Source organism: Desulfovibrio gilichinskyi, from assembly GCF_900177375.1.
GTDB lineage: Bacteria > Desulfobacterota > Desulfovibrionia > Desulfovibrionales > Desulfovibrionaceae > Maridesulfovibrio > Maridesulfovibrio gilichinskyi.
Window position 1 is genome coordinate 126567 of sequence record NZ_FWZU01000004.1, and the last position, 19102, is coordinate 145668.

17 protein-coding genes are annotated in these 19102 nt (G+C 42.4%); 7 read left to right on the top strand and 10 right to left on the bottom strand.

Features of this window, described 5'->3' with window-relative positions; translation table 11 throughout:
• Positions 1-18: 18 nt before the first annotated feature.
• The gene (gene chrA / locus B9N78_RS12060; protein WP_085102610.1) at positions 19-1194 is read right to left on the bottom strand and encodes a chromate efflux transporter; all 1176 of its coding nucleotides are present in this window, start codon (positions 1192-1194) and stop codon (positions 19-21) included.
• Positions 1195-1379: 185 nt separating this feature from the next.
• Between chrA and B9N78_RS12065 the strand changes: the two genes are divergently transcribed.
• Genes B9N78_RS12065 through B9N78_RS12075 form a run of 3 tightly spaced genes read left to right on the top strand, consistent with a single transcriptional unit; the run spans position 1380 to position 4077 of the window.
• Positions 1380-2543, top strand: a complete 1164-nt coding sequence (locus B9N78_RS12065) for a cyclic nucleotide-binding domain-containing protein (protein ID WP_085102612.1) — start codon at positions 1380-1382, stop codon at positions 2541-2543.
• Positions 2543-3319, top strand: a complete 777-nt coding sequence (locus B9N78_RS12070) for a motility protein A (protein ID WP_085102613.1) — start codon at positions 2543-2545, stop codon at positions 3317-3319. The genes B9N78_RS12065 and B9N78_RS12070 overlap by 1 nt, the downstream gene beginning before the upstream one ends.
• Before the next feature lie 17 nt (positions 3320-3336).
• A complete protein-coding gene (locus B9N78_RS12075; RefSeq protein WP_085102615.1) occupies positions 3337-4077 on the top strand; it encodes an OmpA family protein in 741 nt (246 codons plus the stop codon).
• 27 nt (positions 4078-4104) lie between these two features.
• Here the strand turns inward: B9N78_RS12075 and B9N78_RS12080 are convergent, their stop codons facing one another.
• From B9N78_RS12080 to B9N78_RS12100, 5 genes are all read right to left on the bottom strand, one after another.
• Positions 4105-5460, bottom strand: coding sequence for a DUF4062 domain-containing protein (locus tag B9N78_RS12080; protein WP_085102617.1), 1356 nt, complete (start codon positions 5458-5460; stop codon positions 4105-4107).
• 275 nt (positions 5461-5735) lie between these two features.
• Positions 5736-6722, bottom strand: a complete 987-nt coding sequence (locus B9N78_RS12085) for a glycosyltransferase family 2 protein (protein ID WP_085102619.1) — start codon at positions 6720-6722, stop codon at positions 5736-5738.
• Positions 6722-7588, bottom strand: a complete 867-nt coding sequence (locus B9N78_RS12090; protein WP_085102621.1) for a ChbG/HpnK family deacetylase — start codon at positions 7586-7588, stop codon at positions 6722-6724. The genes B9N78_RS12085 and B9N78_RS12090 overlap by 1 nt, the downstream gene beginning before the upstream one ends.
• Positions 7589-7733: 145 nt before the next feature.
• Positions 7734-7955 (bottom strand): flagellar biosynthesis anti-sigma factor FlgM, encoded by a 222-nt coding sequence (locus tag B9N78_RS12095; protein WP_085102623.1) that lies wholly within the window; start codon positions 7953-7955, stop codon positions 7734-7736.
• A gap of 158 nt (positions 7956-8113) precedes the next feature.
• On the bottom strand, positions 8114-9112 hold the full coding sequence (locus B9N78_RS12100) for a glycosyltransferase family 4 protein (protein WP_245805544.1): 999 nt from the start codon (positions 9110-9112) through the stop codon (positions 8114-8116).
• A gap of 325 nt (positions 9113-9437) precedes the next feature.
• Between B9N78_RS12100 and B9N78_RS12105 the strand changes: the two genes are divergently transcribed.
• Positions 9438-10070 carry a LysE family transporter gene (locus tag B9N78_RS12105; RefSeq protein ID WP_085102627.1) on the top strand — a complete coding sequence of 211 codons (633 nt, stop codon included), beginning with the start codon at positions 9438-9440 and terminating at the stop codon, positions 10068-10070.
• Positions 10071-10177: 107 nt separating this feature from the next.
• Here the strand turns inward: B9N78_RS12105 and B9N78_RS12110 are convergent, their stop codons facing one another.
• Positions 10178-13063, bottom strand: a complete 2886-nt coding sequence (locus B9N78_RS12110; RefSeq protein ID WP_085102629.1) for an insulinase family protein — start codon at positions 13061-13063, stop codon at positions 10178-10180.
• Between the two features lie 249 nt (positions 13064-13312).
• Here B9N78_RS12110 and B9N78_RS12115 point away from each other — a divergent pair, with 249 nt between their 5' ends.
• From B9N78_RS12115 to B9N78_RS12125, 3 genes are all read left to right on the top strand, one after another.
• Positions 13313-13945: a peroxiredoxin gene (locus B9N78_RS12115; RefSeq protein ID WP_085102631.1), complete on the top strand. Its 633-nt coding sequence runs from the start codon at positions 13313-13315 to the stop codon at positions 13943-13945.
• A gap of 184 nt (positions 13946-14129) precedes the next feature.
• Positions 14130-14933, top strand: coding sequence for a class I SAM-dependent methyltransferase (locus B9N78_RS12120; protein WP_085102632.1), 804 nt, complete (start codon positions 14130-14132; stop codon positions 14931-14933).
• Between the two features lie 101 nt (positions 14934-15034).
• Positions 15035-15466, top strand: a complete 432-nt coding sequence (locus B9N78_RS12125; protein WP_085102634.1) for a glycine zipper domain-containing protein — start codon at positions 15035-15037, stop codon at positions 15464-15466.
• An 81-nt stretch (positions 15467-15547) separates the two neighbouring features.
• Here the strand turns inward: B9N78_RS12125 and B9N78_RS12130 are convergent, their stop codons facing one another.
• From B9N78_RS12130 to B9N78_RS12140, 3 genes are all read right to left on the bottom strand, one after another.
• On the bottom strand, positions 15548-16924 hold the full coding sequence (locus B9N78_RS12130; protein WP_245805545.1) for a glycerate kinase type-2 family protein: 1377 nt from the start codon (positions 16922-16924) through the stop codon (positions 15548-15550).
• Entirely contained in the window at positions 16911-17582 is a 672-nt protein-coding gene (locus tag B9N78_RS12135; RefSeq protein WP_085102636.1) for a tetratricopeptide repeat protein, read from the bottom strand. The genes B9N78_RS12130 and B9N78_RS12135 overlap by 14 nt, the downstream gene beginning before the upstream one ends.
• A 72-nt stretch (positions 17583-17654) precedes the next feature.
• Positions 17655-18986 (bottom strand): GntP family permease, encoded by a 1332-nt coding sequence (locus B9N78_RS12140; protein WP_085102638.1) that lies wholly within the window; start codon positions 18984-18986, stop codon positions 17655-17657.
• Between the last annotated feature and the right edge of the window lie 116 nt (positions 18987-19102).

Below are 19102 nucleotides of genomic sequence, written 5' to 3' on the forward strand. Positions count from 1 at the left end.
GATTGCAGCTCCTTATCGTTAAAAAAGAGTACTGAAAAGAAGTGACAATAGGGCACAGCAAGGTACGACAATAACTATGTTCGTTCCCCGTCTTAATAATATAAAAGACGTAATGAGTATAAGGATATCTCCTGGTTCCGGCTTTACGGTCAGAAGAAACTGTCCTGTCATGGCGGCCATTAGTCCGACTAATGAGATTAAACTGCCGTATAAAGCTCTTTGCAGGATAGCACTGGAGCGAAGTCTGTCGTAAAAAGGCGCGACAAGATTGATCATAATAAATGACGGTGCAAAAACAGAAATTGTGGCAACAGCCGCTCCGAGAACCCCATCTAGCATGTAGCCGATAAAGGCGGAGGTCATGACAACGGGGCCTGGAGTAATCTGTCCGAGAGCTATTCCGTCCATGAATACGGACTGTGTCATCCAGTGGTAGTTGTTTACAACTTCGTGGAGCATTATCGGAAGGGATACATACCCGCCTCCGAAGGCAAAAAGATCGACCTTGGCCATGGTGAAGGCTAGGTGGAAAAATCTGCTTCCTGTAAGGAACAATACTGTAAGGATTAGAATGGCTCCTGCAATGAGAAATAACGGTCCTTTTACCCCGTATTTTACTTGTGAATGTTCTTTTGGATTCAGCCCTGTTATGTCGGTAAAAATAAGAGCGGATAAAGCACACATTACGACTAGAATTATAATAGGATTACCATTGAAAGCAAGCCAGCATCCGACCGCAAAGGCCATAAACTTTGCTGAATTTCTGCTGAGGTAGCGTAGTGAAAAATTGATGGCAGCGTGCGCGATAAGAGCTGTAACAACGGCTTTTAATCCGCCAAACATTGCTTCAATAGCCGGAATATTACCAAGAGATATGTACACTGCTGACAGTGCGCAAATCATAATAAAAGCAGGTAGTCCGAACCCTACGTATGCGACGAAAGATCCGGCAAGACCTCTTGTGTTCAGCCCGGCCCACGCTGTAACCTGCATAGCCGTTGCTCCGGGTACCAGCTGTGCCAAAGCTGTTCCGGCGGAGAAGTCTTCTTCGGATACCCATTTTTTTTTGTCCACAACTTCATTGCGGATGTACGGGATCATCGCCGGACCACCGAATGCGGTCATTCCTAGCCTTAGAAAACTGATGAAAATTGCAGGGAAGGTTGCTTTAGAAATTGGCTTATCTCGTTTCATTGTGCGTTAATTGTAACCATATTGTTCTTTATAATAAACTAAGCTACATATAGCTAGAAAACATAAATCTTATTGTGGCAGAATGAAATTGTTTGTCAAATAGAGTTCACCAATTTTTACTGAATTATCTTAGTCAAAATACTTTATTCAGCCCCTGCTTCGGGGCGTTATTTGGGGAGTCGTTTATGGGGCCCAGTAGTCCGAATATTAAATCCTTTTTCAAAGGTCAGGAGATTTTTAAAGAAGGACAGGAAAGCTCCGTTGCCTATATGATCAAAAAGGGCGCGGTAAATATTTATAAGGTCCTCAATAACGAAAAAATAATTCTTGCAAGGCTTGGCGAAGGCGAGATTTTTGGCGAGATGGGCGTTATTTCGAAAGGAACACGCTCAGCTAATGCCGAAGCAGCTGATTACTGTGATTTAATTATTCTTACCGATCAGATCATTTTCAAGCTCCTTGAACAATGCCCTAAAACCGTCCAGTACATGATCCGTCTTTTCGTAAAACGTCTTGCCCGTACTGGGGAGATGATTTCAGCTAAGGGACACCGCAGCAATTTTACAAGTATTTGTAGAATTTTAGATCTCTGCTATCAGAATCATTTGAATCTGCCCCGTGAACAAGCCAAAAAAGAGCGCAACCACGATATGGGGCTTGAATATAATAAACTCTGCAAGACCATTCGCGGAATAATTCTGGTTTCTCAGGGAGAGATTGATGCTGTAATTAACAAGCTTAAGAGCCTGAGAATTCTTGAGATCAGCGACATCCGTACAGGCAGAGCTTTCCCTGACAGATTTGTTCAGATCGTCGATCCCTTAAATTTTCTTGAAGTATCCAACAACCTTTTCAAAGAACTGCAAAAAACGGCTTACACTTCAACATCAGAGCTGCAAGTTGTCGACATATATGAAGTAGCTGAAATGCTCAATAGCGATCCAAAGATCCTGTATAAGAAGATTGCAAACGAAGATTTTCCAGAAACAATGTTCCTTTTTGACCGCTGTAAAGTAAGTGAATGGGCCGCTCATAAGGAGCCTGAATATTTCAGCAAGGTTAAGAAAAAGAAAAAAGGGCTTGATGAACTGGAAGATATTGAAGACATAATTTTTGTTGATAACGGAACTCTTAAAGAAGTTTTCAATCGCTTAGGATACCATAAGTTAGGTGTGCTAATAAGCATTGCACAAGATGATGCCCGTAAGAAAATTTTAATGAATCTTGCCAGAAAAATAGCTCAGATTGTTCAAGATGAAGTTCGCGGAAGTGTGGATGAAGCTGAGGCGGAAGATGTTGTCTTTGAACTTTTTGAAATGGTACGTGAGATAAAAGGGGGCAGTAAATAGTGAATATTGCAACCATATTCGGGATTATTTTCGGTATAGCCATTTTGGCTGTGGCAACTTATACCTCTACTGATTCTGTAGGTGTCTTTATCAATATTCCCGGCATTGCGATTGTAGGCGGCGGAACCATTGCGGCGACTTTTATCTGTTACCCGCTGCGCGAAGTTATGCGCGTGTTAAAGGTGTTCATGATGGCTATGGGAGCCGATGAACTGCCGCTTGAGAACTACATCAATGTTATTGTTAATCTTTCCAAACAGGTTGCGGCTAAAGGCGAAGAAAATCTGGAAGGAAGCCTTAAATCAATTGAAAATGAATTTTTGCGTGAAGGGTTGCAGATGCTTGTGGACGGATACTCTAAGGAAGAGATCAAAGAGATCCTAGATAACCGTATTCAGCAATATAATGAGCAGGAACATTGTGCTGCCGGGATTTATAGAACAATGGCGACTCTTTCACCTGCGTTCGGGATTATCGGAACCCTTATCGGTCTTATTGCTATGATGCAGGGTATGGGCGGCAATGTCGGCTCAATCGGGCCTGCAATGGCTACAGCTCTTACTACAACTCTCTACGGAGCCTTGTTCGCAAATATGCTTTTTACGCCTATCGCAATTAAGGTTGAAAACAGGATTGATGAAATTACTCTTCTTATGCGTGTAATCCGTGACGGTATCCTTTTTATTAAAGACAAAACTCCGTCAGCCATTGTCATGGATAAGCTCAAAGGCTATCTGCCTCCACGCAAGTGGGCGACAGTTAAAGCTTCTAAGTAAAGTGGCAGGGAAGATCAATGTCCGATGAATTCCTACTGAATAGAAGAAATAAGCATAAAGAGGATCTTGGCTGGGCATTGACGCTGGCTGATATGATGATGCTTTTGCTGTGTTTTTTTGTAATGCTTATTGCAATCGCTGACATTGACGAAAGTAAATATGAAAATGTTTCCGATTCTCTTGCAAGCGCAATGGGCGTTAAAGTTCCACCCAAGGGCGAGGTAGAAGTTAAAACGGAAGAAGGTGCACCTGTTGCCAGAAGAACAATCAGCAATGAACAGAGAAATCTTTTTCAGATGCAGCTGGAGATGTCCAGACTCGTCGGTAAAGAGGCTGATGCTCTGAAAATCAAGCTCAGATCTGATTCGGTAGCTATTATACTCAAGGGCGATGTTTTCTTCGGTCTCGGTAAAGCTGATCTGACGACGCGCGCGGAAAATGTACTTGCCAGGATTGCTCCGGCCCTTGCTAAATCTCCATATGATGTAGTTGTGGAAGGTCATTCAGATAATATTCCGATGTCATCAAGACAGTTTCCTTCTAACTGGGAACTTTCCGCCGCCAGAGCAAGCGCCGTTGCCAGATACTTGCTTGCGAACGGTTTTGATAAGCAAAGAATAAAAGTCTTAGGAATGGCGGATACCAGTCCTATGTGGCCGAATGAAGATGAAAAAGGAAATGCCCTTCCTGATAATCAAAAGCGCAACCGCAGAGTTGTTCTGCTGATATTTCCGCCGAAAATAGCTTCTGTTAAGTAACCTCCGTTTAAACTTTTAGTTTTATTTCTATTTAGATACGTTAATGGGAAAAGTATAGTTCTCAGCCTCATCATATTCTTCGCAAATAATACTAATATTTATAAATCCAGATCCTGCTTTTAAAGGTAATAGGACAAAATCATCAAAAGTTTTTTGTCTAGTATGGATTAAATTTTTTACGTTTATAGTAATAGTTTTGTCTTTTACAGAAGACCAAGAATTTATACTCTGAGATTTTGTTAAATGTGGGATGATGTCATCATAAGTTGAGGAGAACTCGAGACTGTATGGTTTTATTATAGAACCAAGCGCAACAAGACCTCCTGTGACGCCGAAAGATGTTTTCGGTTTTATATTATTATCCTTAATATATTTTTCCTTAGCTTTTTCTAGTAGAGATTTAGGAATAGGATTTTTAGGTAAAACATTTTTGTAGCTGTCGAATTTATCCTGAACCTCAACAAAATCAGGTAATTCAATTGTTACAAATATATCTTTTGCTTTTAGTTTTCCATCGTTTTTAATTGAGATATCAAAATCAATAGAAGCTTTTTTTAAATGATAATATCTAGTGTTTTTGTTGTATTCTTCGAATTCTTCTTTGGAAGGAAGAGAGTTATTGTATGAAGTAATGTCATAGTCTGTTATATAAGGAGTAAGATGAGCAGGTATGTGATCTCTTCTTAATAGTTGTGGATACTTCGAGGGAGAGGGGAGAGTTGGAACAGTTAATTCTATCGGGTCATTAGAATTAAGGCTGACACTAAGAACAGGTTTTTGGGTTACTAGTAATTTTTCTAATTCTTCAATTTTTTCCCTTAGTTTCCTATTTTCGGAAATTGTTTCTGCAAGTTCACTCGATACTGCTTGCAGTTTTTCTCCTTTGACCCTTGTCCATCCAATTTGTGGGTTTGCTGTAAATGCTTTTACAAGAGCTATAGCTATTTTACCTGGTAACTCTTCAGGTTTTTTCCAGAAGTCGCACATTTTTGTAGCACTAACTTTGTCAATAAAGTTATTTAGTTTGATGGACATTGAAGGATCTTGTTCTCTTTCATCTGTGGTGGTGGGAACATTTCTATCTTGGATAAATGTGAGAATAGGTATCTTGCATTCTTTCGCGTAGTCATATTCTTTTTCTGTATAGCTAATTCCTTCCTGCGTTAGGCTTCCATAGCGATGTCCGATAAGAATAATATAATAATCACTAAGATTAATAGTTTGTTTAATGACTTCCCATTGCTCTGAATCATCCGCGCTAAACATTTCCATGCCTATAGGGAATTGATAAAGGCCAAGAATTGTTTCCATAGCTTTATTTCGAGCAGTTATTAAATCTTTGTAGGTAGAACTGATAAAAATTTGGTATTTCTTTTTATTCATATCGTGTGGCTCGTTGTCGAATTATTGGGCTTATGTTGATGAAAATACTTGATAAAGTATATGTGATTTGTTGTATAAGCAGTTGCGTAGATCTGTGTCAACAGTTGAAAAGTTAGAAGAAGGTGTTTTTGATATCTTTCAAAATAAAAAAGGCTGGGTTTTCTAAAAGAGAAAACTCAGCCTTTTACTTTTTAAAATGAATATCTTTTAACAGGGATTCCAAAGGGCAAAGCCCGCTGGCCGCCGGAACCCTGTATAGGCAAAACTTGGCTAACCTAATCCTTTTTACTATCTGCAATCACCTGCGAAATAATCTCGCGTATCTGGTAGGTTTTTGTCCCCATAACGGCTTCATAGGTATTTGCTAAAGATTCGAGGATGAATCCTGTGGACATAAATCCTAGTGAGCTGAGGTACAACAGAATTGCCCCCATGAACGGAGGGCGTGTGCCCATGTGGATTCCGAAAAATATTTTGCCATAAAGCAGCCAGACCATGATGAGCGAGGCAACCATGAACAACAGCAGGCTGATGCGTCCAAAAAGGTAAATAGGCCTTTGTTTAAAAGAAGATTGGAACCACAGCATAACGATGTCAAAGAGGACATCTATTGAGCGGCCGATGCCGTAATGGCTCTTGCCTGCAAAACGCGGAGGCGCGGAAATAGGTACTTCGGATACAGATCCGCCCATTGAATAAACAAGAGCGGGAATAAGTCTGTGCTGTCCTTCACGGAGGGTCATGGAGCGTGCGAGCTTGCCCTTAAGGCAGGAGAGGCCACCCATGTCTTGAACCTGACAGCCGCTGGTTGCGCGCATAAGATAGTTGGCGATTTTGCTGGGTAGCTTGCGTTTAATCATGGATTCACCGCGATTAGTGCGGCAACCTGAGACCAGATCATATCCTTTGCGTATTTCGCGGATAAGTGAGGGGATCTCTTCAGGTTTATGTTGAAGATCTCCATCCATTATAACAACGTAACGGCCGCAACTTTCCTGAATGCCTGCGTATATTGCGGTGCATTGTCCTCTGTTGCGGGCAAGCATAATCCCCTTGAGATGAGGGTCATTTGCAGACAGTTCACGGATAATATCTTCGGTACTATCTGTTGAACCGTCATTAACCAGTAAAATTTCGTATGTAGCATCCATGCCTTGTAGAGCCGCGGAAATTCTGCTGTGGAATTCTCTTACGCAACCTTCTTCATTATGCATGGGGGTTACTATACTGATCTCAATTTCTTTTATTGTTTTATCTTGCATTACTTAAATTCTCCGGTTCGGGGATCAAGTTGGCCGTAGTTTACGGGCTTTGCACCGATTTTTTCGAATATTTTAAGCCATCCCTTCTGAGACAGCGAGTTGAATTCTTCTTTCCACTGAGCTTCTACACGCATTGGGCCGAAATCAGAAGGCAGCGGTCCGTCTCCTGCGTCTGGATAACCAGGATGGCATACAATCTCAATAACATCAGGTCTATATATATTAATATACTTTTCAAAAAGTATCGGGTCCAATTTGTCTTTTTGGTCAGCAATACCCCATACGCAATCAGCTGTGCGCGGTGTATCAAAAGATCTGCTTCCGAGAAGGCATATTTGTAGAAAGCGAGTTCTAAGCATTCCTTTATCTAAACGGCTGGCAGGGTTTTTTTCCAGAGGCTTGCGAATCCAGCCTACACCGTACTTACGGGCGAGTTTTCCGGCAAGTCCGAAGAGTCCGGGCCATGCATGTATATGTTTTTCGCTGTCAAAGTGTGTCAGTCTTACTTTGTGATCAAGAAGGTATTCTATTTGGGCCGACCATTCAGCTTCAACCTCTGAAAGCTTTATTTGCCCTGTTGCGTAGCGCATGAGAAGCGACGAGTAATTGCCGAACAGTAATCCGTCATCATCAACAAGAGACGGTATATGGTCTGGGTTGGAAATCGGTTTTCCGCGTAGCAAATTAAGATGCGCACCCAGTCCAAGCGAGGGGTGTGTATCTTGAAGCAATACAGATTCAGAGAGGTCAGGGCCGTTGGCCAGCAACGTTGATGACGTTACGACTCCAGCTTTAGCCAGTAAATCTACAGCTCTGCGCACTGCGGGGTGTAATCCCAGATCGTCCACATTGGTTACAACAAGCATTATACCTCCGGTTTGAGAAGGCGATAGTCTAAATCTATGTGTGGAGAAGGTAAAGCTTTGCGTAACGAAAGGGGTAATTAGTTGCTTAAAAAGCTATAGCAATGAGAATTTAGAAGCAAAAGGAGCTTAGATGATTAACTTAACGTTAAATTTTAAAGCACTCAGCTCCATATCTGCCTCTTACAAGATGGATAGCAATTTCACCGATAGTAGGCTTGTACGTTCCTGCCCGAATTTGTTCTTTAAGACTTAAGAGCATCTTTTTCCGCTCAAGCAATTCTTCATCTACCATTTCCGGCTCATTTATTTCAGATGTAAGGCCGCATGAAATAGTCATAAGTTCATTGTTTTTATCATGGAAAGGCATATTGACTCCAAGATCCATTATTATTTCTTAAGTTGTCGTTATATGTGTCATCGCAGTCCTTACTTTAAGTATCGGTTGATTCCAGTAGAAATTTAGCCGTATTTTAGAATAAAATTTTTATTTTAAAATATAGTGATATATTAATGTGTTAAATTTGATCAGCTTATTTTTTCAAGTCTGGCCCAGAGTTTTTTGGCAAGAGGATCTAAGCTGAATTTTTCAACGACTGTTTCGCGTGCTTTTTTAGCCATGCTATGTCTTAAATCAGAGTCATTAGAAAGTAGCTCTACGTACTTTGCCCATTCGTCATGTTCGTTGATCAGAAATCCGTTTACTCCGTGCTCGATTATTTCAGTATTGAATCCTACGTTTGAAGCTAGTGGGACCGCTCCGCAAGCCATATACTGTAAGAGCTTAAATCCGCATTTGCCCTTGGTATAGTCATCATCAGTCAGGGGCATAAGTCCTATGTCCATATTCTGAAGCTGCTTAACTTCATTTTCGCCTGACCATTTTTCAAATTGAGCTAACCCGGCAATATGTTTAGGCAAGGGCTTATCTGAAATTATACTTATTCTTGATGGTGTAACGTTTGCGGAAAGGCTTTTAAGAACATCCGGAAGAAAAAAAAGATTGCATGATGTCCCCATCCAGCCAATTATGGGGGCTTTATTATTGTCCCTTGTTTCAGGAGGAAGATATTTATCTGTATCAAGAGGTGTCGGAATTATTTCAATATTCTGATTGAAACTTTTTATATAATCACGCAGATAATTATTTCCGGCCACAACCAAGTCTGCTTTTAAACAAGTTTTTTTAAGCAGTATTGCATTGCGTTTATCTGTCCGGTCCCGTCTAGGTCCGAGCGGAACACTTGGATGAGAGGTCCAAAGGGCGTCGTCAAAATCGAAAACAAGAGCAGAGCGTCTGTTTTTGAGCAAAGCTAGTTGAAACCCTGTAAGCATTTTTTTTTGTAAAATTACAATGGTGTTTCTTGGAATGGTAAGAAAGAAGGCGAGCCTTTTATGAAAAGCTTTCGGTATTCTTTTCCAGTCTACAGTATGGCCTTCTTTTCTGGCATGTTCCACAAATGGCAGAACTCTAAAGCGTACACTCGGAAGATCCGGCCCTGACTGGGTAATAAACAGGATATTCAAAATATGATTTCTCTTATTTAATATATTTAAATTATTAATATTAACTTCTAAGTTGCCATGAAAAGGTGATTTATGGCGAAAGGTTATAAGCTCTAAGGCTGCTTCATTTTATATACATTTGGCTTAAGCTTAGATTTTTGCAAAGTTAAGTGCATTAATCAACCGCTTTGAATTGCCAAGGGAGACTTGCATTGTCTTTTCAAATTAGGCTAGCTACTTATGAAATTTAATTCAGTATTAAAGGATACCACGCAGAGATATCCGTTAACTCGTTTAAAAAAGAAAATTTATTATATTTATTAACATGTTGCACTAGAGAAGAAATATGAATTCTGATGCATTCGGATATATGGCTGCCGGTGCCGCACTCGGCCTTGGTGCAGGCTTAACTCCCGGGCCACTGCTTACACTTGTTTTGACCCAGACTTTTTCTCATGGGACCAAGGAAGGAGCTAAAGTCGCTTTTACGCCGCTTCTTACTGATGGGCCTATTTTATGCGCATCATTTCTGGCTATGTCATGGATGAAAACCCATCCATCCGTAATGGGTATTATTTCTATCGTGGGCGCGTTTGTTGTCACTATGTTCGGGTATGAGTGTTTTAAAACGCGCGCAATAGCAATACCCGAAATGAATATAAAGCCGAGGTCAATTAAAAAAGGGCTTCTTGCCAATTATATGAATCCCCATGTTTATATTTTCTGGGCAACTGTTGGCGCGCCGACTGCTGTTCGGGCTTCGGAGTCTGGCTTGCTAGCTCCGTCACTATTTTTATCAGGATTTTTTGTGTCTCTCATCGGAGCAAAAATTACGGTCGCTTACCTTGCAGGGCGGTTCAGAGCTTTGCTTTCGAGTCGCACATATTTAATCATTATGCGGGTGCTCGGTTTGGCACTTTTCACTTTTGCCTTGTTCTTGTTGCGGGACGGATTGCGGTTTTTGAATGTTATAAACTGAAAAGTATAAGTCTCAGCACCCATCCGCGTGCGAATTTTATTTAAATAAAACCGTTAGCACCCCTTATACAATAAAGGCTGCTAACGGTTTTTATATTTTATGATTTATTATAGGATGTCGACGAGTTTCAGGTCGAGTCCTGACTCTTCCATAGCCTTTCTGCTACCGAGGACTACAACATCTCCATTATCTGCAACAGATTGTGCTGCTTCTGCAAAGAGGCGGAAGTCTTTTTCACTGGAAGCTAAAACCTGTTCTCTAAGCTCCTGCCTGAAAGCTGCGTCTTCCCCGCTCAGATGGCGTACCATTGAGGTGTAACCCTTGGCATCCGGCAGCATATAACTGTCTATATCACCGATTCCGCCTAAGATGGTTTTTTCAAGCTCATCATTATTTACTTCAATCTTTCTAAGGTAGTCAGCAACACCGTCGTAAGTCTCCAGAGTGCGGGCTACGTTAGGGTCGCGGTAGGATACAAAGCTCAGGCTTCCTGCGGTGCGGTCGAACATGGAGAAAGAGCCGTAAGCACCGCCCTGTACGCGGACTTTATCCCACAGGTAGCCGGTGCGTAAGTATCGGCTGACAACCTGTGCGGAGCCTGAATATTTATATCCGTAGTTATAAACATTGGTTCCCTTGGCAACATAGTTAACCTGCGCAGGGATGCATAATCCTTCCATCTTTTCAAATGACAGGGGAGATCGCGTTACTGCCGAGCTGGTTCCTGCCGGTAATGCGGAAGACAACTCGCCAAGGGCCGAGCTGACAGTGTTGTAAGTTTTGCCGTCCAGTGTGACGTTTGAAAGCAGGTTTGCCTGATTAAGGATTGTTGCGCGAATTTCTTCAAGGTCAGCAACAACTGCGGCAAAATCATTTTCCACCCGTGTTGCAAGCTGCCTCAAGAATTGCAGACTTGAAACACCGTTCATCAGTTCATTGATGTATCCGGCTTCGCTGAATCGTGCTTTCATGCGAGTCGCTGCAATCATATGACCTGACGGAATGAGATGCTGTTCCATGCGGGCTTTTGATTCAAGAACAATCTGACGAACCCTGTCACGGTTATCAAGATTGGCTTCAAGCATCAGTTCGCTGATGATTTCAATCAGATCTCCGGTTCTATCTGCGGTTGCCTTACCGCGCAGAACAAAGCGGGATAAAGTATCAGTTGTACCATGTTTGGTTGCAACAATGGAGGAAGGTGAAATTCCGCCCGTCTTGGCAGCCATCCGTGTGGTCATGGTTACAAAGTCTGTGGACTTAGTTCCGGTTTGCAGTAAGGCACGCCCGAAAATAGGTATATAAGGAACCAGCCTGTCTGGAAGTCCTGAGAAATTGAAAGCTAAATCAAGGTAAAGAATGCCGTTGGTATCCAGATCGTGGAAAAGCAGTTCACCTTTTTTCTCGCAATCAATTTCAGTTCCCACGCGGGGCAGGTCAGCAACTTTGAGTCTTGGAATGGTATCCAGTGCTTCCGGAGAATCAGGAGCTTCCTGTTCTTTTTGTAGTTCCTCAGCTTTTTTTACGACTGCTTTGTATTCTGCGTCGCTCATTGCGTTGCGAGCTTTTTCAAGCTTGACTTCTTCACGTTTTTCTCTTGCCGCGCCGACGTTTTTGTCAGGAGTCAGCAGAACTGTGGAACGGTAATTGTTATCTATAAACAGCTTCTGAATCAGCGGTTCAAAGATCTTTTCACCGTCAGCCAAACGTTTTTTCAGATCAGCAATAGGCTTTTCGTAGCGTACATGTTCAAGAGGATCTCCGTCATAGAGCCATGAAGTCATAGCTGTGGTCATTACAGACAGACCGCGGGGGTAAGATCCGGTATTGTTTTCGCGCAGATCAAATTCAATGGTGTTGATAGCCGCTTCGATGTCTTCGTTATTTATTCCGTTTGCGACAAGGTCTTTAAAAGTCGAAAAGATTAGCTCTTCAACTTTCGGTGCGTCTTCGGCTTCAATGCCTTTTAGACCTGTGGAAAAGTAGAGCTGACGAAGTTCATTCTCCAATCCTACTCCGGCAACATCTTCACCGAGTTCAGAGTCTATAAGTGCTTTATGCAAAGGAGAAGAGGGCAGACCTATGAGAATCAGTTCAAGGATTTCCAGTTCAAGGTCAATTCTGGCATCGCGTTCATGCCCAAGTCCGAAATTTACAACGAACAGGGCTTTTTGATTGCCGTCATCTGATACATCGTATTTATCTTCAATAACAACAGGAGTATCAAACGGGGTTTGAATTTCTATTTCAGATTCAGGATTAATTTTTTCAAACTGAGAGAAATATTCATCAAGCATTTTTAAACGATGCTCAGGATCGTCATCTCCGTAGAAGAAAGCGTATGAATTGGAAGGGTGATAATACTTTTTATGAAAGTTAATAAAATCATCAAAAGTCAGATCAGGGATAACCTCGGGGTTACCGCCGGAATCAAGGCCGTAAGTCGTGTCAGGAAAAAGCGAATGCTGTGCATGTTCATACAGCAGGCTGTCGGGTGAGGAATAGGCTCCTTTCATTTCATTAAAAACTACACCCTTATATGTGAGTTTGCCGTTTTCTTCAGGAACGTAGTGCCAGCCTTCCTGCATCAAGGTGTTCGGAGTCAGGTTGGGGAAGAAAACCGCATCAAGATAAACTCCTACCAGATTGCGGAAATCCTGCTCGTTCGGACTGGCAACGGGGTACACTGTTTTGTCGGGATAGGTCATTGCGTTAAGAAAGGTTTGGAGAGAGCTTTTCAGCAGTTCTACAAAAGGTTCTTTAACAGGATATTTCTTTGATCCGCATAGGACTGAATGTTCAAGAATATGCGGAAGCCCCGTGCTGTCAGCCGGAGGCGTACGGAAGCTTATTCCGAATGTTTTATTCTCGTCTCCATTAATGACAGATAGAACCCTGCCGCCTGTTTTTTCATGTTCATATATAACGGCATCACCGTTTAACTCAGGAAGAGTTTCGCGTGATATTTCTTTGAATCCATAAACTTTGGTCATTTGTGTATGCTCCATGTTTTTTGATCAGTTGAAATTACATAAAATAAATGTTGAAGGCAACACATCAAGTAAAGTGTAAATTATTACGAAACCACATATAATCAAAATGTTAGTATCATAATAGGAAAGATTATGATTATCGTTGACAACAGAATGAGATTTTAATAATCTCTTTTTCAGGCAACGAGATAATTATGTTAAAAGTTAATTCAATATTAATTAAATATTTAAAATAAACGGAGATACACCATGAGTTGTGGACATGATCATTCAGTTGAATTTCTTCCTGAAGCAATAATCGGACAAAAAGTTGAAAACTTTGTACTTGAAGCATTCGATCCTGAAGATTGCGGTTTCTGCGAAGTTGATCTTGAAAAAATCCAGAAAGAAGGAAAATGGACTATCCTTTTCTTCTACCCGGCAGACTTTACTTTTGTCTGCCCGACAGAACTGGCAGACCTTGCCACAAAACATGCAGAGCTTGAAAAACTTGGTTGTGAAGTAGTTTCTGTTTCTACAGATACCAAATTTGTTCATCTTGCATGGAAAAATGATGAAAGATTGCTGCAGGACGTAAAGTTCAAAATGGCCGCAGACCCTACCGGTGAAGTTTCTGACTTCTTCGGAGTTTATGATCCTGAAACAGGTTTGGCTTTGCGCGGAACATTTATCATTAATCCGGAAGGTGTTCTGGTTTCATCAGAAATCAACTTCTATAACGTCGGTCGTAATGCTGATGAACTGTTGCGTAAGGTTGAAGCAAATGTTTACCTTAAAGATCACCCGTTTGAAGCCTGCCCTGCCAAGTGGACCCCGGGTGAAAAGACTCTGACTCCTTCTGAAAAGTTGGTAGGCAAAGTTTACGAACAGTTGAACGATTAAAACTCAGCCTCCTCCATTAAGCGTTAATTACAGTCAAGTTGATGCTTTAAGTATGGTTCCATAGTGCTATAGAGCGGATTTCAGTCACCGATAAGGTTTGACCGGAATCCGCTCTCTGTTTATATCTATATAGTGGGCTTAATTTTTAGCACATATGGTTTTTAAAATTTGAAGGTAATTACTTATGACTTGGGACGGATCTGACGCCGAAAAATTTGATACGTGGTTCAGAACTCCTGAAGGGCGTTTCGCGCTTGAGCAGGAAGTGAACCTTATGGATCACTTGATCTCAAGCTGGCCGCGCCGTAAAAGGAAATTACTTGAAATAGGTTGCGGAACAGGAATTTTTTTAGAACATCTTTATCGAAGCGGGTTTGACGTTACAGGAGTTGATAAATCTTCTGTGATGCTTGACGGCGCAATAGAAAGACTTGGTAAAAGAGCTTCCCTTTACCAATGTAACGGTGAAATCCTTCCCTTTGATGACAATGAATTTGATTTTACAGTGATCTGGACTGTTCTTGAATTCTGCTCCGATCCCGAGGCTCTGATAACCGAGGCCGCAAGGGTTTCCGCCGGAGGTCTGCTTGTCGGCTTTCTCAATCGTCATTCCATATATTATTTTACTCATGGTAAAATGTGGCCGTGGGCTTCTGCAAATACGTTAAGAATGTCCCATTGGTTTTCTCCTTCTGAAATGCGGGGAGCCTTATACGGAGGGACTGGGTACAAGCCGTCTATTACACGGTCTGTTCTGCCGGGGCCTATGTGGAGCTGGAAAACAAAAGTCCCTTGGAAGTATCTGAACGGTTTTATATATCCTCCTTATATAGGAGCTTTCACCGGCTGCAGAGTAGATTTTTGCAACAGGATTCCTCTTAACCCCCTCCATGCATGGAAATCAGCTCCCGCCGGAATGTCTTCTGCAAAACGCAAAGACTTAAAGCCGGAATGTTATCGGGGGTCGAAGTGTTCTTTGGAAAAATAAAAGTGTTAAAATGGTTACTTTGATTAATATTTCTTATGCGTGACCTTGTCTGAGGTTTCTGGTACTATAAAAAAGAATTAAATAATCAGGAGATTCCTAAGATGAAAAAAATGATTTTACTTGCAATAATCTGTGTTCTTATGCTCGGATCAGGCTGTGCGAATAAAGCTCAATCCGGGGCTGGAATAGGAGCACTCGCAGGAGCAACAATCGGAGCCTTGACGTTTAAAAACAAGGCTTCAGGAGCGGCCATCGGAGCTGGAGTCGGACTTCTGATGGGGTACATTGTCGGTAATGAATGGGATAAATACGATGAGCAGAAAGTAGCGCAGTCTCTGGAAAACACAAGATCAGGTGAAACCGTTGCATGGAAGAATCCTGATACCGGTAAATCATACACTGCGGTTCCATCGCCTGCTTACATGAACCAGGATAAAATATGCCGTGACGTAACTATAACCGCAGACGGCGGGGAAAAGATCATGGCGAAAGCCTGCCGCGGAGATGACGGGGTCTGGCGGCTTAATCAATAATTTTAATGTAAATAAGCAAAAAGAGCTCACTTTGGTAATTATATCAAAGTGAGCTCTTTTTTTAGCAGATTCTTTTAAGAACTATTTAACTATAAGTATCTGCACATCGCAGACGTTTGTGTTTGTCGGTCCTGTTTTGTGGAGTGCTCCCACCTTATCTAAAAAATGGTAGGAGTCGTTGTCTTTTAAATAGTCAGCGATGGAAAGTCCCATCTGGCGGGATTTATTCAGAATTGCGCCGTCTGCAAAACCTCCGGCGGCATCGGTCGGACCATCATTGCCGTCTGTTGAAGCGGCAAGAAAGTGTATATCTTTTCCTTCAAGTTTATCCTGCCCGAGTCTCATTAAAAACGACAGGGCCATTTCCTGATTGCGTCCGCCCTTGCCGTTTCCTTTGATGGTGACAACTGTTTCACCGCCGGCGATGATACAGGCCGGTTTCTTTTCAAGCAGTTCCCACTGTCTTTCATCTTGCGCAATAGCCCAGAACATATCCGCTGCATTTGCGGCTTCACCATCAAGGCGAGAGGTCAGAATTTGAACATTGTAGCCAAGCTCTATGGCTTTATCCCGAGCTCCGAGCAACGCAATACGGTTAGTTCCGATAAGAATGTTCTCGGCCCGCTCTGCATTGAATTCATCTTTTTTTAAAGTTTCAATAAGCTTACCGTGATTACCGAGTTCAAGAGCCTTAAGTGCGTTTGGCGGTATTTTACCTCGCAGCTTGTAGTGATCGATAATAGAAATTGCATCACAATATGTGGAGTGGTCAAAGCTGGTCATGCCTGAGGCTATGGTGTCGAGATTGTCACCTACCACGTCGGAAAGAATGAAGTTCAGAGAGCGCGCCGGACGCAGACAACGCAGCAGCCGTCCACCCTTAAGGTTCGACAGATGTTTGCGGATGCAGTTGATCTCGCTGATATCGGCCCCGCATGCAAGCAGGGCTTTTGTTACATTCTGCTTATCTTCAAGCGTGACGGTAATCTTTTCTCCTTCAACTTCTGCGTTCATGGGGCTGGGCAGAAGAGCAGATCCCCCCCCGGAAATAAGATTGATAACCAGAGTCTTATCTGTAGCGGAGCAGGCTAAACTTTCGATCATGTGAGCGGCTTTGACTCCGTTCTCATCAGGAACCGGGTGCGCGGCCTCAATTGTTTTAATGTATTTAAGATTTTCGGTGTGTCCGTATTTAACTGAAATAATGCCGGACTCAATACGATCCCCTAAAATATCTTCAATGGCGCGGGCCATTTTTGCCGTGGCCTTGCCTGCACCTATAACAAGAATACGCTCAAAGTCTTTCAGATTAACCGAGATATTCCCTTCATCCATAGTAACCGTGAGTACTTCGTTTGAGAGGGTTAAGCGGTTAGTGATGATTTTATAGGGGTCAACCTGGTCGAGAGCTTTGGAGAATATTTGTGCAAGATGTTCCTGTTCTTTAGTCATCAGCATTGTTCTGCTCCTTAAGTATCGCTTCATTAAGTTTGTGAATATTCATTTGAACAGCCGGAATATCATTCAGCTCATCAGCTTTTTCAAAATGAGTCAGGGCCAGTTTGTAATCGTTGAAATGATTCATCGCAATCACCCCGAGGTTATTATGAGCTTGAAAGCATGTTGGATCCAGCTTTGTGGCCTTGGTGAAATTTTTGCGGGCATTAACGTAGTCTCCTTGTTCAAGAAGAGTGTCACCTTTATCCATATAGTCACGGCTTTTTAAGGCTTCTTTAAAAGCTGTTTCATTTTCCATGATTTTCTTTTTCAGTTCAGTGAATCTGCGTGTTTTTTCAGGCAGATTTTCTTTAAGAATTTTTTCGTAATAACTGAGGGCCTTTTTGCGATTACCGCATAGAAAAGAGTTTTCAGCCAGAGCCTGAAGTAGGGGAAGGCTGGGCGATCCGTGTTCAAGTTCTTTTTGCAGAAATTTTTCAGCATCTTCATACCGGCGAAGTGAAATAAGGCATACGGCTGTATTGAAGTCGGTTCCTTTTTTGTCGGGTGCGATGGCGGCAATTTTCTTGAAATGTTTCAGTGCAGTTTCAAATTCAGATTTTACGAAACCGTTTAAGGCCATTCTTTCATGGTATTTTAAGCGAAATTTTTTAAACATTATGCACCATGTTGTATTTAATCAGAATGCAGGAACGGCTGCAGCCGTTCCTGCCTGAGAGTTTTACTGTTACTAGAATACAACAGACAAGGCTGCAACACAAAGAATAGAAACTACGCCGAGCACAAATGTGGCAGAGGTGTAGGCCCTGTATGCAACAGGGACTTCCATGTTTGAGAATTGGGAAACAACCCAGAAGTATGAATCATTGGCATGTGAGACGGTCATAGCTCCTGCGCCGATGGCAAGAACAGTAAAAGCAGGATCAAGGCCCAGTCCCGCCATGAGCGGAGCCATGATAGATGCTGTTGTGATAATTGAAACTGTTGACGAACCCTGAGCAGTCTTAATTGCCGCCGCGATTACAAACGGCAGCAGAATCCCGAGGTTCATGGTTGAAAGAGTGGCTCCGAGATAGTCAGAAAGAGGCGATGACTTCAAAATTTTACCGAAAGCCCCACCTGCGCCGGTGATGGCAAGGATAAGTGCTGCGTCTTTAACTCCTTTGCTCATCCAGTCGGAAACAGCTTCGCCCATCATCTCTTTTCTAACCAGAGTAAGAGCAATCACAATACCGAGCATCAATGCCGTAACAGGGTCACCGATGAAAGCAAGGAAATGCGCCAGTGATCCTTCTCCAAAAGGTTTTGTAGGGTATGCTGCAATGGATTTTAATAAAATAAGCAAGATAGGAATAAGAATAGGCATGAAAGCATGAAGTCCACCGGGTAATTCTCCGAATTTAGACACCAGTGATTCATATGATTCTGCTTCGCCTAAATCAACTGTGTACCGTTTTGCAAAATGTACTGCCCAGAAATAGCCTGCGAGCATGCCTGGAACGGAAACAAGAAGACCGAATCCAATGACCCGTCCTAGATCTGCGCCGAGGATACCTGCCGCAGCAATGGGGCCGGGAGTTGGAGGAACAAGGCAGTGTGTGGCATAAAGACCTGTCGCAAGCGCAACAGCCATAACCGCCATGGATTTACCTGTTTCACGGGCAAGAGCTTTGTTGAGAGGGGTAAGGATAACGTATCCTGAATCACAGAAAACCGGAATGGATACGACATATCCGGCAATACTCATTGCCAGAGGAGCACGCTCCTTACCTACAATTTTCAGAATAGCTCTGGTCATTGAAAGGGCTGCACCTGTTTTCTCCAGAATTGTTCCGATAATAGTCCCTGCCACGATAACAATACCGATGTATCCCAGAGTTCCGCCGAATCCGTCGCGAATAAATTTTACAATGTTATCAAGTGGCATACCGACGAGTAGCCCGAACAGAAATGCAACTCCTATGAGTACGACAAAGGCGTTAACCTTGTAGCGGGACGTCAAAAGAATGATAATCCCGACACACAACAGAAGAAATAATACAGCCAGCCCACCCGAAACCATAGCAGCCTCCTTTTGCAAAAAAGTTAATTGATAGAAAACGGCCAAGTATAACCTCAAAGCACTTCAAAATAGCTCAGGTCAGCAAGTCCTGATTTACAGCCACCGAAGAGAACTCG

Bases quoted from the DNA above. Each gene is read 5' to 3' on its own strand.
- B9N78_RS12095 (WP_085102623.1), bottom strand. From the start codon at position 7,955: ATGCCTTTCCATGATAAAAACAATGAACTTATGACTATTTCATGCGGC.
- B9N78_RS12085 (WP_085102619.1), bottom strand. From the start codon at position 6,722: ATGCAAGATAAAACAATAAAAGAAATTGAGATCAGTATAGTAACCCCC.
- B9N78_RS12115 (WP_085102631.1), top strand. From the start codon at position 13,313: ATGAGTTGTGGACATGATCATTCAGTTGAATTTCTTCCTGAAGCAATA.
- B9N78_RS12065 (WP_085102612.1), top strand. From the start codon at position 1,380: ATGGGGCCCAGTAGTCCGAATATTAAATCCTTTTTCAAAGGTCAGGAG.
- B9N78_RS12075 (WP_085102615.1), top strand. From the start codon at position 3,337: ATGTCCGATGAATTCCTACTGAATAGAAGAAATAAGCATAAAGAGGAT.
- B9N78_RS12105 (WP_085102627.1), top strand. From the start codon at position 9,438: ATGAATTCTGATGCATTCGGATATATGGCTGCCGGTGCCGCACTCGGC.
- B9N78_RS12080 (WP_085102617.1), bottom strand. From the start codon at position 5,460: ATGAATAAAAAGAAATACCAAATTTTTATCAGTTCTACCTACAAAGAT.
- B9N78_RS12125 (WP_085102634.1), top strand. From the start codon at position 15,035: ATGAAAAAAATGATTTTACTTGCAATAATCTGTGTTCTTATGCTCGGA.
- chrA (WP_085102610.1), bottom strand. From the start codon at position 1,194: ATGAAACGAGATAAGCCAATTTCTAAAGCAACCTTCCCTGCAATTTTC.
- B9N78_RS12130 (WP_245805545.1), bottom strand. From the start codon at position 16,924: ATGCTGATGACTAAAGAACAGGAACATCTTGCACAAATATTCTCCAAA.
- B9N78_RS12090 (WP_085102621.1), bottom strand. From the start codon at position 7,588: ATGCTTGTTGTAACCAATGTGGACGATCTGGGATTACACCCCGCAGTG.
- B9N78_RS12135 (WP_085102636.1), bottom strand. From the start codon at position 17,582: ATGTTTAAAAAATTTCGCTTAAAATACCATGAAAGAATGGCCTTAAAC.
- B9N78_RS12120 (WP_085102632.1), top strand. From the start codon at position 14,130: ATGACTTGGGACGGATCTGACGCCGAAAAATTTGATACGTGGTTCAGA.
- B9N78_RS12110 (WP_085102629.1), bottom strand. From the start codon at position 13,063: ATGACCAAAGTTTATGGATTCAAAGAAATATCACGCGAAACTCTTCCT.
- B9N78_RS12140 (WP_085102638.1), bottom strand. From the start codon at position 18,986: ATGGTTTCGGGTGGGCTGGCTGTATTATTTCTTCTGTTGTGTGTCGGG.